The following is a 14,027-nucleotide window of genomic DNA, read 5'->3' as shown; positions in this document are numbered from 1 at the left end:
ACCGCTCCGCCACCGCCCCGCCGTCGTCACCCACACGTTCACCCGGACCGGACCACCACCCCGTACCGTCCGCATTCGGACGAATAACAACTGACGAACGGTCAGCTTCACCGCATCGCAAAATCCGCCCAAGAGGCGTGCAGTTTCACGCTTTCGGCTTGGAAACCGGTAGCCATGTCTATTAACGTTCGATAACGCAGCGCGGTTGTCGCAGCCGCCGCAAGAGGCGGCGCCGCGCGCCTTCGCCGAATCCCGTGGGCGGAACCGGGGAACCATCAACTTTGGGGTGAATCGGACCGCGCGCCGGCCCGTAGGGGACCTTCCTGCTCCGAACCCTCCCTCAGAGCCTGAACGGCCTGGGAGGGACCCCCACGCTGACCCGGTAGGCGAGTGGGAAGGAAAGGAGTGCGCCTCCGTGGCGTCCAACAGGCCTGCGCACGACGACAGTTCGTACGACCCTTCGTACGGCTCTCCGTATGAATCTACGGATGAATCCACGTACGAATCCACGTACGAATCCACGGATGAGACCCCGGCTGACGCTCCGGGTGGCACCGCGTACGCCGCCGCCGGGGAACCCTGGAGCGAGTGGAACCCCACGGAGGACTCCGTGGCGCCGCCCGTCCGCGGCCGGCACCGCGTCGTCAAGCAGCGCGGCGGCACCATGGCCCGCAGCGGCGCGGTGCTGGGCGTCGGTGTCATCGCGGCGGTCGGTGCGGGCGGAATGGCGAGCGCTCAGGACCGTCCGGCGCCGATATCCGTGCCGGACCTGGCGCAGAAGATCCCGGGCGTCGGCTCCCTCATATCCGGCGGCGAGGAGAAGCAGGCCTCCGGCGACGGGGTCTCGGTCCGGGCCGAGGCCGGTGCCCAGGCACCGGTCACTGTGGAAGCCACGCGCAGCACGGCCGACGCGGGCGAGGCGCTGCGTGCCCGCATCCTCCAGCAGGCGGAGCGCCAGCAGAACGCCGCCGACGAGGCCGCACGCGAGAGCGAGGCGCATGCGGCGGCGGAGCAGAAACGGAAGGCCGCGGCGGAGAAGGCCGAGGCGCACGAGGTGCAGGAGGCGCGGGAGTCGGAGAAGGCGCACGAGGCGCAGGAGTCGGAGAAGGCGGCGGCGCAGGCCGCTCAGGCAGCGGCCCCAGCGGCCGGGGCGGCCCCAGCGGCCGGGGCGGCCCGGTCACCCGGACCGGCTGCCGACGAGGGTGCGAAGGCGGAATCGGGCGGGTCCGAGGAGGCCGCCGCCCCCGCGAGGCACTCCGCCCCGGCCTCCGGGAGGGGCGGTTCCGCGCTCACCGGCTCGTTCACCCTCCCCGTGGGCTCGTACACCCTCACCGCGGGCTTCGGGCAGGCCGGGAACATGTGGTCCGCGAACCACACCGGTGAGGACTTCGCCGCCCCGACCGGCACCCCGGTCAAGGCGGTGGGCGGCGGTACGGTCACCCAGGCCGGGTGGGCGGGCGCGTACGGCTACCGGATCGTGCTGACGCTCGGCGACGGAACCGAGATCTGGTACTGCCACCTGTCGTCCATGGTGGTCACGTCCGGGAAGGTCGGTACGGGCACGATCATCGCCCGGGTCGGCGCGACCGGCAATGTCACCGGCCCCCATCTGCACCTGGAGGTGCGGCCGGGCGGCGGCGCGCCCGTCGACCCGCTGTCGTGGCTGCGCGCCAGGGGGCTGCAGCCGTAGGGCCGATGCGGGGCGCAAGGGCCGCGATGTGGGGCCGCCGGGCCCGGGACGTGGGGCCCGGGGGCCCGGGACGTGGGGCGCAGGCAGGGCCAGGGGCGCGCGGCGGAAAGTGCCGGGCGCCCGGCGTGAGGGCCGGGCGCGGGGCGGTCGGCGTGACCGCAACCGCAGAGAGGCAGCCGGGTTACAGGCGAGCCGGATCTGACTTGTCGGGAATGTTCTGCCGACGATCGGGAAATCAGAGCATGTGACGACCGCGACGACGATCACCACGTCAGTGCCCGCCCGCCTGGACCGGTTGCCCTGGTCCCGGTGGCACTGGACCGTGGTGATCGGCCTCGGCACCGTCTGGATCCTCGACGGCCTGGAGGTCACGGTCGTCGGCAACATCGCCGGGCGCCTCTCCGAACAGGGCAGCGGTCTGCCGATCACCTCCGGCGGGGTGACGGGCGTCGCGGCCGCCCTCTACGTGGCCGGAGCGTGCTCCGGCGCCCTCTTCTTCGGCCGGCTGACCGACCTCTTCGGCCGTAAAAGACTTTTCATGGTCACGCTCGCGGTCTACCTGACCGCCACTGCCCTGACCGCGCTGTCGTACTCGTCCTGGTGGTTCTTCGCCTTCCGCTTCATGACCGGCTTCGGCATCGGCGGCGAGTACGCGGCCATCAACTCCGCCATCGACGAACTCATCCCCGCCGTCTACCGGGGCCGAGTCGATCTGATCATCAACGGCAGCTTCTGGCTCGGTGCCATCGCCGGTTCGCTGCTGTCGATACTCATGCTCGACACCAGCATCTTCGCCAAGGACGTCGGCTGGCGGCTGACCTTCGGGCTCGGGGTCATCCTGGGCTTCGTCATCCTGCTCGTACGACGCCATGTGCCGGAGAGCCCACGCTGGCTGTTCATCCACGGCAAGGCCGAGGAAGCCGAATCGCTGGTGACGGCGATCGAGAAGCGGATCGAGGCGCAGAAGGGCGTGAAGCTGCCCGCCGCCAAAGGCAGACTCGTCATCCGCCAGCGCGAGAGCTTCGGCTTTCGCGACATCGCCCGCACGGTCTTCTCCGACTACCGCAGCAGGGCCGTGCTGGGCCTCGCCCTCTTCATCGGCCAGGCCTTCCTCTACAACGCGATCACCTTCGGCTTCGGCGCCATCCTCACGCGCTTCTTCGGTGTCTCCACCTCCCATACCGGCTACTTCTTCGCCGTCATAGCGGTCGGCAACTTCCTCGGCCCGCTCTTCCTCGGCAGGCTCTTCGACACCCTCGGCCGGCGCATCATGATCACCTCGACCTATCTGCTGGCCGGGGTGCTCCTGTTCGCCACGGCCTGGCTCTTCGGCGCCGGTCATCTGAACGCCGTGACGCTCACCGCCTGTTGGGCGGTCGTCCTCTTCTTCGCCTCGGCGGGTGCGAGCAGCGCCTACCTCACGGTGTCCGAGATCTTCCCGATGGAGACCAGGGCCATGGCCATCGCCTTCTTCTACGCGGTGGGCACGGCGGCGGGCGGCATCACCGGCCCGCTGCTGTTCTCCGCCCTGACGCAGAGCGGCGTCATCAGCGACACGGTCCTGGCCTTCGACATCGGCGCGGCCCTGATGTGCATGGGCGGCGTGGTCGCCGCGTTCCTGGCCGTACGGGCGGAGGGCCGCTCCCTCGAAGACATCGCCGCACCCCTGTCCGTCCACCCTCCCGAGCCCCTGCCAGCACCCGCGCCCGCGGAATAGGCCGCCCGGCAGGGGCGTTGAGGCATCGCATGGCTGACACTCACCGGAAGATCGGCACACTCACCGTCCACCCGCTCGCCCTCGGCGGCAACGTCTTCGGCTGGACGGCGGACGAAAAGCAGTCCTTCGCCGTCCTCGACGCCTACGCGGAAGCGGGCGGCAATTTCCTCGACACCGCCGACGTCTACTCGGCCTGGGCACCCGGCAACAAGGGCGGCGAGTCCGAGACCGTCATCGGCAACTGGCTCGCCGCGCGCGGCAACCGCGCCGACATCGTCGTGGCCACCAAGGTCGGCCACGGCTTCCCCGAACACCGGGGCCTGGCACCCGACACCGTCAAGGCGGACGTCGAGGCCTCCCTGCGCCGCCTGCGCACCGATTACATAGACCTCTACTACACGCACATCGACGACACCTCCGTGCCGGTGGAGGACATCATCACGACGCTGGACGCCCTGGTGAAGGAGGGCAAGGTCCGCGAGATCGCCGCCTCCAACATCTCGCCCGAGCGCCTGCGGGAGTCCCTGGACTTCTCCGGCCGCTCCGGCCTGGCGAGGTACGTGGCGATCCAGCCCCACTACAACCTGGTCTCGCGCGACACCTACGAGGGTGACCTGGCGGCCGTGGCGGCCGAGCACGATCTGGCAGCGGTCCCGTACTTCGCCCTGGCCTCGGGCTTCCTCACCGGCAAGTACCGCCCGGGCACGCACGTGGACAGCGCCAGGGCGGGTGGCGCGGCGAAGTACCTGGAGTCGGAGCGGGGCCCGAAGGTCCTCGCCGCCCTGGACGAGGTGGCAGCGGCCCACGACGCCGAGGTCGCCACGGTCGCCCTGGCCTGGCTCGCCGCCCAGCCGACCGTTGCCACCCCACTGGCGAGCGCCCGCACAGTGCAACAGCTGCCGTCGCTGCTGGCGCTGGCGGACCTGAAGCTGACGGATGCGGAGCTGGCGCGCTTGACGGAGGCGTCGGCGTAGGACCCGTGGGGGCTGCTGGGGGCCTTCGGGCCGGGGCCTTGGGGGTGCGGGCTACGGGCTGCGGGGCTGAGGGCCAGGGGCCGAGGCCTTCGGGCTACGGGCCAGGGGCTACGGGTTACGGGCCAGGGGCTACGGGTTACGGGCCAGGGCCTACGGGCTAACGGGCCACGGGTTACGGGCCGGGGTTCAGCCCCCGGCCCGGCGCTCGACTGCCCAGGAGGCGAGCGCGACGGTCCCGGCGACGGCGAACACCGCAGGCCAGGCCCCCACCTTTTTCGCCAGCGGATGCGACCCGCCGAAGGCGGCGACGTACAGCCCACTGAGTGCGACAGCCGCCCCGGCCCCGGCCTTGTCGTTCCACCCCTTGGCGGCCACGGCCCCGGCCGCCGCCAGCACCGCCCCGCCGAGAGGCCGCTTCTTGGTCCACCGCGCCACGCCGTACCCACCGACGAGCCCGGTGGCCGCGATCAGGGACGCAGGAACCTTGGTCGTTGCTGCCACAGCCGCAACCTCCACATCAAGAGCGACGACGTTCTCGTCCTAAAGCTAACTCGCGCCCATCGGCGGCCTGAGGCGGGCTGGGAGCGACACCCCGCGGCTGGCAAGCTGAGCGTCCGCTGGAGCGCATCGAGGTGGTCCCATGAACGACGCCCATGAGACGGAAGGACGGTGGAGCGCCGCTCTCCCCGGCCCTGCGCGCCGACGGGAACGGTGCTGTCAGTGGTGGAGGGGTGGCCCAGTAGCTACGGCAGGTCACTGCCGTCATCCGGACGGAGCCGAGCTGCCGGGGCCTCCTCACGCAGCTCGAACCACACGCGCTTGCCGGTGACGCTCAGACCTTCCCAGACGAGGGTCACACCGTGGGCGTAGGAGAGCCCGTGTACGAGCGCGAGCCCACGGCCGCTCTCATCACCGGCCGTGGCCTGCCGCCGGTACGGCCGTCTGGTCGGGGCGTCGTCGCGCACGGCGACGAACACGCGGCCCGGCCGGATGACGCACTCCACCGACAGGACCGGGACCCGCGCGTGCAGGACGACGTTTGCGACGACGTCGGACAGGCAGATGCAGGCGTTGTCGATGAGTGAGGAGTAGCCGGTCGCCGTGAGTACGGCGGTGATGAACTCGCGGGCGACGCGCGGCGTGGTGGCGTTGGTCGGTGCGACCAGCTGGTAGGTGTCGGTCGGCGTGTAGTCGACGGGGGTACGGGGACTGCTGAGTGCTGCTGTACTCATGGGTCGTCTCCCAGTGCGGTCTGCTTCTGAGCATCCGCGCCCCATTGCCGTCCGTGGCCTGGCTGCCTCGCGGGAAGCCAGTAACTGGCATGCGGACAGCTGCACTTCGGGTCTTCCCGGTGCGGTGCGCGACGTGGGCAAGACTGTAGGGACATACATCCCCCGGGGTAAGGTTCCCCCAGGGCTTCACGTAGTGAGTGGACCGATGAGACAGCCGCGCGGCAGACTCTCGGTCATACGAGGAGGTGGCATGCCGCCCAGGAATACCCCTACTGCCCGACAGGCCCGTTTGGGCGCTGAGCTACGGAAGCTGCGTGAGCGTGCCGGGAAGACGGCGCGCGAAGCAGCTGCGCTGCTTGGGACGGACCAGGCCAAGATCAGCATGGTGGAAGCGGGCCGACGCGGAATCGGCGAGGATCGCATCCGTCGGCTCGCGACGTTCTACTCCTGCAGTGACGAGGCACTCGTTACTGCCCTGTGCGTCATCGCGCGTGAGCACCGGGGCCAGTTCTGGTGGGATGAGTACCGCGGCATTCTGCCGACGGCGTTTCTGGATGTGGCGGAACTCGAACACCATGCCGCTTACCTCCGGACGCTTCACATGCTGGTGGTCCCGGGGGTGTTCCAGACCCACGATTACGCCCGTGCCATCTTCGGGAGCGGCCTCCCTTCGGATGAGCTGGAGGCACGAATCGAGATCCGTACTAGGCGCGGCCAGATCTTCGAACGGGCAGACCCGCCGACGTACGAAGCAATCGTCCACGAAGCGGCGCTGCGGATGCGCTACGGCGGTCGAAAAGCGGCGAGGGCCCAGCTGGAGCACTTGCTGAAGGTCACGGACTGGCCTTCCGTCACCCTGCGAGTCATCCCCTTCGCGGTCGAAGAGATCACTGGGCACGCCCAGCCTATGCTCTACGCAGGCAGTGAGGTGCCGCAGCTGGACACCGTCCAGATCGACACCCCCTTCGGAGGCCGGTTCGTGGACGCTGAGGCTCAGCTGGCCAAATACCGGAACCTCCTCGACGAGGTCGAAGGAATCGCCTTGGATGCGACCAAGTCGAGAGACCTGATCAGCCAAGTCGCACAAGAGATGTGAGAGCTGTCGGCATGACCGAAGAATTTAACTGGCAGAAGTCCTCGTACTCGACCAGCGGGGCCGAGTGCCTTGAGGTGGCACATGTTTCGGGTGGTGTGGTCATACGCGAGAGTGACGAGCCGGGTGTAGTGATAACCGCCAACCACGCCGGACTGCAGGCCCTCTTGAAGGGTGCCAAGGCCAACGTATTCGGTCGGGTGACCGATTAGTTGCCAGTCGCTGGATCGGGGCCCCTACCTGTATATCTGTGGGTGGGGCTTTTCGGCATATGCCAGTTGGTGACCTTACCCCGGGAGGGGGCTGCCACCCTGCGTGGGAATCGCTAGCTTCCCAATGCGCCACTGGCCGGGAATCGGCAACCGTGGCGCGCAGTGCGAACCAGTGCGCCAACACGCCTTCCCAGGCTGCAAAGCGACACGCACCGGAGCCCGTCCGAGCCGAAGGCTGAAGGGATCTGCACATGGCACTGAAAAGTCCGACCGAACCGTGGGGCGTGTCGCGGCTGGCCCCATACGTCAGGACGGTGCAACTGCCGTTCACGGACTTGGAGCTGGACCCGCAGTCACAAGCAACGCGGTACTTCGATGCGGCAGGGCAGGCCGTGGAGATGGGTAAGCACGGCACCAGTAGGGACACGGCGCAGGCCACCGCGACCGGTAGTGATGGGGCCGAGCCGAGCGCGCCGGTTGACAGCGACGTGCTCGAAGACAGCGAATCCGACTGAGCATGACGCCACCATCACCAGTTCTCGTCGTGACCGCGCTGGGCGACGCGACCGCAGACTTGGTGCTCGACGAGCTGCACGACCGGCCACATTCTCCCGACATGCGGGCCGCTGTCCGCGCGTACCTGGACTCGTTCGGCCTGGTCATCGGCGCGTTCGATTTCGCTCTGCGGGCAGATGGCCAGTGGGTGTGGCTGGAACCGCCCCCAATGGGCAATGGGCGTTCGTCGATGAGGCCACGCAACAGGCCGTCACCATGGCACTTGCCGACTGCTTGCAGGAGGGCACCGCACTGCGAACGATTCCGTATCCAAGCGGCACGCACTCGCGGCGCGACTCGCCGCTGAGGACTGGCTGCAGTCTCCCGTCTGGCGCGCCGTGGTGGAGGGCGTGCCGCGCGAGAACTTCCTTGGACCTGCGATCTACCGTCCGACGCCACCGCCGGGGCCGACGACATGGACGCCCACCCGCGCTCACCAGGTCGAACCCGGCGAGTGGACAACATGGGCATACGAGAACGGAACGTGGGTCACGCAGACCGAGGGGGTGCTCGCGGAACACGCGGATGCGCCCATGCGCACCGACGTCCTCCTCGACGCTCCCCGGTCTCGTGGTGCAGATGTTTGAACGCTCCGGCGTGGCGCCCGGCGATCGAGTGTTGGAGATCGGCACGGGCACCGGCTACTCGACGGCACTCCTGTGCCCAGCCCTCGGCGAGGAGAACGTCACGTCCGTCGAGGTCGACCCGGCCAACGCAGCCCGTGCCCGCGCAGCGCTGGCGGCCGTCGGCCACACTCCGAGCCTCATCGTGGCCGACGGACTTGTCGGCCAGGCGAAGGGGGCGCCTTACGACCGGCTGATCGCGACATGCTCCGTACGCCACGTGCCTTACCCGTGGCTACGGCAGGTCCGCCCCGGTGCAATCCTCCTCGTCACCATCGGCGGCTGGATGCACGGCTCCGGCCTCGCCCTCCTCACCGTCGAGGTCGAGGGTGGAGCAGCAGGCCGCTTCCTGCCCGGCTACACCTCGTACATGCTGGCCCGACCGCACCATCACCCGCCGCGCGGCAGGATCGAGTTCCTCCCCGGCACCGAGCGTCCCACCCGCATCGACCCAGCGGTTCTCGACAACTGGACCGGCACCTTCGTCGCCCAGCTCGCGGCCCCCTCTGCCGAACGCCTCGGTTCGGGCCCAGAGCAGATCCTGCTCGACGTAGCCACCGGCTCCCAGGCCCGAACCAAGCCGAACCAGGCCTGAGCCGGCTGGACCGTCACTCGGCGCGGCCCGCTCGCCCTCTGGGACGAAGTCGAGACCGCAATCACCACGTGGCAAGCCGCCGGCACCCCCCACCAGTCCGCCTTCGGAATCACGATCACCGACGAGGCGCAACACATCTGGCTCGGTAGCCCGGACGGTCCCAGCTGGCGTCTCCCGTGTTGAGCCGTGAGCCAGCATTCAGTGTCCGTGGCAGCGCCAGCATCACTTCACTGCAGCTCGCAAGACTGCACCGGCGTCGTCTAGCAGGCCGTAGTCGTGCAGCTCCAGTGCGACCCGTATCACGTTGTCTTCAGGCTGGTCGCGGCCGTAGATGTGAATAAGGGTTTCTACGAGCTGCTTCTGCTGCTGCTCGCGGAGCAGCACGAGGGTCGCAGCGCTCTCTGCCGGGGTCAGAACCTCGGTTGTCTCACGAAGCAGAGCGAGGGCTGCTCCCTGATCCCCCTGGTCCTGGAGCTCTTGGGCGCGGCGTGCGATCTGTTTCGCGGCGGCCACATCCTGCGCATGCACCTGCCGGTCCCCCCTTGGATGGGGGACCGGCAGGTGCATCGCTGCTTGCTGCCGGGCAGCAAACAGCGCCTTCTCCAGGCCGGCACCTTGGACATGCAGCTCATCGACCTTGCTCCGCAGCACCGACGTTTCCGTTTCTGCCTGCGCTAGACCGCCCTGCAGTTCGCGGACCTCCTGGCGAAGCCTTACGCAGTTGCCGCAACGTTTCCGTTCCGCGCCCTGGAGCAGATCCAGAAAGAACTGCAGTGGCTTGAGGCCATCCGCCCCACCACCAGCGTCCTTTTCTGCCAGGGCATATAGCTTCCTGATGAAGGCTTCCGGGGCAACGCGCTTGCCGCTGAGGTAGCGGTATACACCGCTTGAGTCCCATCCGGGGTCTTTCTCCGTTGTCAGCCGCTCTGCGAGCCTTCTGACGGGCAGTAGCGGCGGGACGAGTTGTGCATGCAACTCGCGCAGACCTTCGGTCAGCGCCCGTCTTCCTGGCGGCAAGTCGTCGTCGATCGCGATTCCCCGCCCTCGTCCTTGCTGCACTGCTCTGCTCCCCCACGGTTGCCGGACGCTGCCCTTTAAGTGTGCAGCAACGCTGCGTTGCCACCTCAGGGGCAACACGTGGAAGCGCTGGTTTCGCTTCGATCTTGGGTGTTCCATGAAGGAACTGCCGGAGGTCCGGGGGGACCTGGGTCGCATCATGCCCAGTGGGGGCCCAGTGGGATCGACCGGTACCGACTGAGACAACTAAACGGAGGCCTCAATGACGCTGCCGTCGTGGCAGGACAAGAAGCGCGGGGGGATGGTCCGTGCGGCCCTTTGGCTGGAGACCGTGGTGGGTGTCGGCAACATCTTCACCAAGGCTCAGCTGCGCCAGGCGTTCCCGGACCAGGCGCAGATTGACCGCCGTGTCCGTGACCTTCGCGATCGCGGATGGCAGATCGATACGAACCTCACTGACCCTTCTCTGAAGCAGGAGGAGCAGAGGTACGTGGCAAAGGGCGCTGAGGTCTGGATCCCGGGGCAGGGAAAGTCCATCAAGGCCAAGGACAGCCTCACTGAAGCGCAGCGCACCAAGGTGCTGCTCGACGACACTTTGTGTCGTTTGTGCGGGATTGGCTCGGGTGAACCGTACGGGGATGGCAGCGTCCTGCAGGCCAAGCTGGAGGTCGCCAGGCGCAAGGTGCGGCTGGCCGACGGAACGGTCGAGGTCCAGCTTGTCCTTGAGTGCAACCGGTGCCGCCGGGGCGGCGACGGTCGCGAGGTTGACCTCGGGCAGCTGCTTGACCAGGTGAAGCAGCTGACGCCGGTGGAGCGGAAGGTGCTTGCCGGGTGGATCGAGTCCGACCGCAGGACGCCGAGCCCGCTTGAGAGGCTGTGGGGGATCTTCAGGATTCTGCCTGCGGAGTCCCGTACGGCCTTCACGCAGGCCGTTGCCAGCGACGACGAGTAACACGAGGGGATGGGACAGACCATGCGGGAGTTCCCGCCGCCGCCGCGGGCGGCTGAGTTCAGCGAGCTGATTAAGAAGAGGCTGGAGGAGGTGAAGAGCTCGGGGGGCACCCGGGAAACGGTGACAATCGACTGGAACGGGCAGTCGCAGCACGTTGAGGTGGTTGATCTGCCGCTCAGTGGCCTCTACTTCAACCCTGGAACCCACCGCATCCGCGCGCAGCGCAGCCATCGGCCTGCAGGCGACGAGGCGATCGACAAGGATCCGTGGAGCGCTGAGAGCCAGGACTACCTCAGGTTCTTGCTCCAGGCTGAACCGAAGAACCCGGACCGCAGGGACCCGGACTTCGACAAGTTGAAGGAGGATCTGAAGCGGTTCGGCCAGAACGACCCGGGCTTGGTTACCCGGCATGGTGTCCTGGTCAATGGCAATACGCGTGCAGCCGCTCTCCAGGAGATCGGTAACGTCCAGTCGATGCGGGTCGGCGTCCTGCCCGAGTCCTTCACCTGGGCTGACATTAACGCGGTGGAGCTTGCGCTGCAGCTGCGCAAGGACCACCGGCGCGATTACTCGTACATCAACCGGCTGCTTGCCATGGAGGAGCAGGCCTCGCTGGGCCGGACGCCGGCAGTGATCGCCAAGGAGTTCCGTATCCGGGAGGCCACGTATCACCAGGAGCGGTGGATCCTCGGCACGATTCGCGACTTGATCGACCGCAGTAAGAGCGGGGGCAGCGTGGCCCTGCGTCTGGTCGACTTCGAAGACGATCAGGAGAAGCTCAAGGAACTTCACCGCCTGTACGAGAAGCTGGAAACGGTTGACCGGGACAGGGCGGAGGTGCTGAAGGAGTGGCGGCTGGCTGCCATCTTGCTGGATTTCGCCAAGACGGACATCCGGCACATTGACGAGACGTTCTTGGACAAGGACTACTTGCGAGAGGTGCTGCCGGCGAGCTTGAACACGAGCGCTATGGCTGCCCAGCAGGAGGCCGTCTCGGTGCCGGGGCTCGGTGTGTCGGTGCCTGGAGCGTCGTCTGCTGTATCGGCAGCCCGTGCACTCAACGATCAGATCCTGCGCGCCAAGGCCACTGTGCGCAGCTCGGAACCTGATCTGCCGGACGCTGACAGGAGCCTTGCCCAGAACGTCGTTGACGAGGCACATGACGCGTTCGACAAGGCGATTGACACGGCAGGTCGGTACGCCCGGGTCCGGAAGCGCCAGCAGCTTGCCCCTGCCCGGCTTGCGGAGGCGTGTGCCGACATTGAGCAGTGCATCGTCGACTTGGTGCAGGCCCGCGCTTCGCACAGTCTCGACGAGGAGGCGTTCGACGAGGCCGTACTGAAGCTGCGTGGGAGCCTCCGCAAGCTCGCGCAGCAGGCCGGGCGCGGGCTTCCGCACCCGGGTGACGGCGTCGCCTGGCTCCTTGAAGCTGCAGTTGCGGGGAGCTCCTAATGCTGGAGAGGCTTGGCGAGGCATCTCTGCGGCTCGGGTTCGACGAGTCGCGTACCAAGGTGGTCCTGAGGACTACCGAGAAGTACCGCGAGGACCTTGTCCAGCTGGCTGCCCGTTTTCGCACGGGTGGCCAGCTTGGCCAGCTGGCTGTCTCGGTAGAGCTCGATGACCTGCTGGCCGGGCTGAATCACATCAGTGCCTGGCCGCACCACGTCGGTGTGGACTGGGCTCCGGAGCTCCGCGACTTGGTGGTCGGAGTTCTCAAAGATGCCGATACGGTCAAGAAGCGGCTGGAGGCGCCGGAGCAGCCTGGGGAGATCGCACCGGGTGACGTACCCAACCTGCTCGGCGACGACTGGGTAGCTGAGCTGAGCGAGTTTCAGCGTCGCGATATTGCCAAGCTGCTGTCGCTCCAGCACGGGGCGAACTTCAGTGTTCCCGGTGCCGGCAAGACGCGTGTGGGCCTTGCGGTCTATGCCGCCGCGAAGGCAAAGGGAGTGGCGCAGAGGGTGCTGGTCGTCTGCCCTAAATCTGCCTACGAATCCTGGCAGCACGAAACTGCAGTGTGTTTCCGGTACCCGCTGCGTCCGCACGTCCTCGACCGCGCTGTTGATCAGTGGGCGGAGGTGCTGATCGTCAATTACGAGCGCCTCGACCGGTCCCTCAGCACCCTCGCGGGCTGGCTGAAGTCTGCTCCTTCAATGATCATCCTTGATGAGGCGCACCGGATGAAGCTCGGCGCCCGGGGAACGTACGGTGCCGCGTGCATGGCGCTTGGTCCGCTTGCCCAGCGACGTCTGATTCTCACGGGTACCCCGGCGCCCAACGGGACCAAGGACTTGGAGAACCTTCTGGGCTTCGTCTGGCCGGGGCACGGGCAGCGCACCGTAGCGCAGGCGGTGGCTGGAGGGGATCTCGGCCACGCCAGCACCGTTCTGCGGCCTCTTTTTGCCAGGACCACGAAGCAGGAGCTGGACCTGCCCCCGATGGATCTGCGAATGCGGTACGTCGACATGCCGGAACTGCACAGCGAGATCTATGACTCGCTGGTGGGAGGCATGAATGCGGGGAGCGCTCGTGAGGACCTGAGCTCCCTGGGCAAGACGGCGCTGCGACTGCTGATGGCGGCAACGAGCCCGGCTCTCCTGCTGGAGGGGGCGAGCCGTTACGAGCCTCTGGCCTACCAGCTGCCGCCGTTGGAGATCCCGCAGAGCGCTTCGCTCTTCAAGCTCATGAAGGATCTTCCTGACTACGAGCTGTCCCCGAAGTACAAGGAGGCCGCGGCGATCGTCGCCGAGAACGCGGCGCGGGGGCGTAAGACGCTGGTCTGGACGACGTTCGTGCGCAGCCTGACCACCTTGGAGAAGCTGCTGGCGAATTACGGGCCCGCAGTTGTGCATGGTGGCACTCCCGATCGCGATGAGCAGCTCCGCCGGTTCCGAGAGGACCCGTCGTGCATGGTGCTGGTCTCGAACCCTGCGACTCTCGGCGAGGGCATCAGCCTGCATCACGTTTGCCACGACGCCGTGTATGTGGACCGTGACTTCATGGCGGGGCGTTTCCTGCAGAGCCTCGACCGGATCCACCGCCTGGGCCTTGCGCCTGAGACTGAGACCCGCGTCACGGTGCTTGCCGTCCGCAACACGATCGACCAGGTGGTGGAAGTTCGGCTCGACCAGAAGCTCGAGTTCATGGGGAAGATCCTCGATGACCCTTCGGTGCAGCAGTTGTCTGACCTGCAGGAAGAACCCGCAGTTGCTGCAGGTCTTGCTCCGAGCGACATGGCTGCCCTGCTGCAGCATATGAAGGGAAATATGCGATAAGTGACGTTCATCAGTGCAAGCGCTGCCTGTGACCGGGGCGGCGCTTGAGCTGTTTGGGACACTCCTCGGGCGAGATGCGCAGCAGCTCACTG

At 67.4% G+C, this 14,027-nt stretch carries 13 protein-coding genes and 1 riboswitch; of the genes, 10 read left to right on the top strand and 3 right to left on the bottom strand.

Annotation, left to right across the window (positions count from 1 at the left end; translation table 11 throughout):
* Positions 1-233: 233 nt before the first annotated feature.
* Positions 234-404: riboswitch (cyclic di-AMP (ydaO/yuaA leader) on the top strand.
* 11 nt (positions 405-415) lie between these two features.
* From AB0F13_RS06455 to AB0F13_RS06445, 3 genes are all read left to right on the top strand, one after another.
* The gene (locus AB0F13_RS06455) at positions 416-1,690 is read left to right on the top strand and encodes a peptidoglycan DD-metalloendopeptidase family protein (RefSeq protein ID WP_362076169.1); all 1,275 of its coding nucleotides are present in this window, start codon (positions 416-418) and stop codon (positions 1,688-1,690) included.
* Between the two features lie 244 nt (positions 1,691-1,934).
* Positions 1,935-3,407: an MFS transporter gene (locus AB0F13_RS06450; RefSeq protein WP_362076166.1), complete on the top strand. Its 1,473-nt coding sequence runs from the start codon at positions 1,935-1,937 to the stop codon at positions 3,405-3,407.
* Between the two features lie 29 nt (positions 3,408-3,436).
* Positions 3,437-4,381: an aldo/keto reductase gene (locus AB0F13_RS06445; RefSeq protein WP_362076163.1), complete on the top strand. Its 945-nt coding sequence runs from the start codon at positions 3,437-3,439 to the stop codon at positions 4,379-4,381.
* Positions 4,382-4,567: 186 nt separating this feature from the next.
* Here AB0F13_RS06445 and AB0F13_RS06440 read toward each other — a convergent pair whose 3' ends face one another.
* Both AB0F13_RS06440 and AB0F13_RS06435 read right to left on the bottom strand, forming a co-directional pair.
* On the bottom strand, positions 4,568-4,882 hold the full coding sequence (locus AB0F13_RS06440) for a hypothetical protein (protein ID WP_362076160.1): 315 nt from the start codon (positions 4,880-4,882) through the stop codon (positions 4,568-4,570).
* Positions 4,883-5,124: 242 nt separating this feature from the next.
* Positions 5,125-5,613 carry an ATP-binding protein gene (locus AB0F13_RS06435; protein ID WP_362076157.1) on the bottom strand — a complete coding sequence of 163 codons (489 nt, stop codon included), beginning with the start codon at positions 5,611-5,613 and terminating at the stop codon, positions 5,125-5,127.
* 250 nt (positions 5,614-5,863) lie between these two features.
* Here AB0F13_RS06435 and AB0F13_RS06430 point away from each other — a divergent pair, with 250 nt between their 5' ends.
* The 4 genes from AB0F13_RS06430 (at position 5,864) to AB0F13_RS06415 (ending at position 8,691) form a co-directional block, all read left to right on the top strand.
* Positions 5,864-6,709 (top strand): helix-turn-helix transcriptional regulator, encoded by an 846-nt coding sequence (locus AB0F13_RS06430; protein WP_362076154.1) that lies wholly within the window; start codon positions 5,864-5,866, stop codon positions 6,707-6,709.
* An 11-nt stretch (positions 6,710-6,720) separates the two neighbouring features.
* The gene (locus AB0F13_RS06425) at positions 6,721-6,918 is read left to right on the top strand and encodes a DUF397 domain-containing protein (RefSeq protein WP_362076151.1); all 198 of its coding nucleotides are present in this window, start codon (positions 6,721-6,723) and stop codon (positions 6,916-6,918) included.
* A 251-nt stretch (positions 6,919-7,169) separates the two neighbouring features.
* Positions 7,170-7,433, top strand: coding sequence for a putative ATP-grasp-modified RiPP (gene tgmA, locus AB0F13_RS06420; RefSeq protein WP_362076148.1), 264 nt, complete (start codon positions 7,170-7,172; stop codon positions 7,431-7,433).
* 619 nt (positions 7,434-8,052) lie between these two features.
* Positions 8,053-8,691 (top strand): methyltransferase domain-containing protein, encoded by a 639-nt coding sequence (locus AB0F13_RS06415; RefSeq protein ID WP_362076145.1) that lies wholly within the window; start codon positions 8,053-8,055, stop codon positions 8,689-8,691.
* Positions 8,692-8,913: 222 nt separating this feature from the next.
* Here the strand turns inward: AB0F13_RS06415 and AB0F13_RS06410 are convergent, their stop codons facing one another.
* Positions 8,914-9,750, bottom strand: coding sequence for a hypothetical protein (locus AB0F13_RS06410; protein ID WP_362076142.1), 837 nt, complete (start codon positions 9,748-9,750; stop codon positions 8,914-8,916).
* A 220-nt stretch (positions 9,751-9,970) separates the two neighbouring features.
* On the opposite strand from AB0F13_RS06410, the gene AB0F13_RS06405 reads away from it, so the two are divergent.
* From AB0F13_RS06405 to AB0F13_RS06395, 3 genes are read left to right on the top strand one after another with little or no spacing between them, the layout of a single operon-like run.
* Positions 9,971-10,660, top strand: a complete 690-nt coding sequence (locus AB0F13_RS06405; RefSeq protein WP_362076139.1) for a hypothetical protein — start codon at positions 9,971-9,973, stop codon at positions 10,658-10,660.
* Positions 10,661-10,669: 9 nt separating this feature from the next.
* On the top strand, positions 10,670-12,112 hold the full coding sequence (locus AB0F13_RS06400) for a hypothetical protein (RefSeq protein WP_362076136.1): 1,443 nt from the start codon (positions 10,670-10,672) through the stop codon (positions 12,110-12,112).
* Positions 12,112-13,935, top strand: a complete 1,824-nt coding sequence (locus tag AB0F13_RS06395) for a DEAD/DEAH box helicase (RefSeq protein WP_362076133.1) — start codon at positions 12,112-12,114, stop codon at positions 13,933-13,935. Before AB0F13_RS06400 ends, AB0F13_RS06395 begins: the two co-directional genes overlap by 1 nt.
* Positions 13,936-14,027: the final 92 nt, after the last annotated feature.

Source organism: Streptomyces sp. NPDC026206 (assembly GCF_040638465.1).
Taxonomy (GTDB): domain Bacteria; phylum Actinomycetota; class Actinomycetes; order Streptomycetales; family Streptomycetaceae; genus Streptomyces.
The sequence above is the reverse complement of the archived record's forward strand: the minus strand, read 5'-3'. Positions and strand labels throughout refer to the sequence as shown.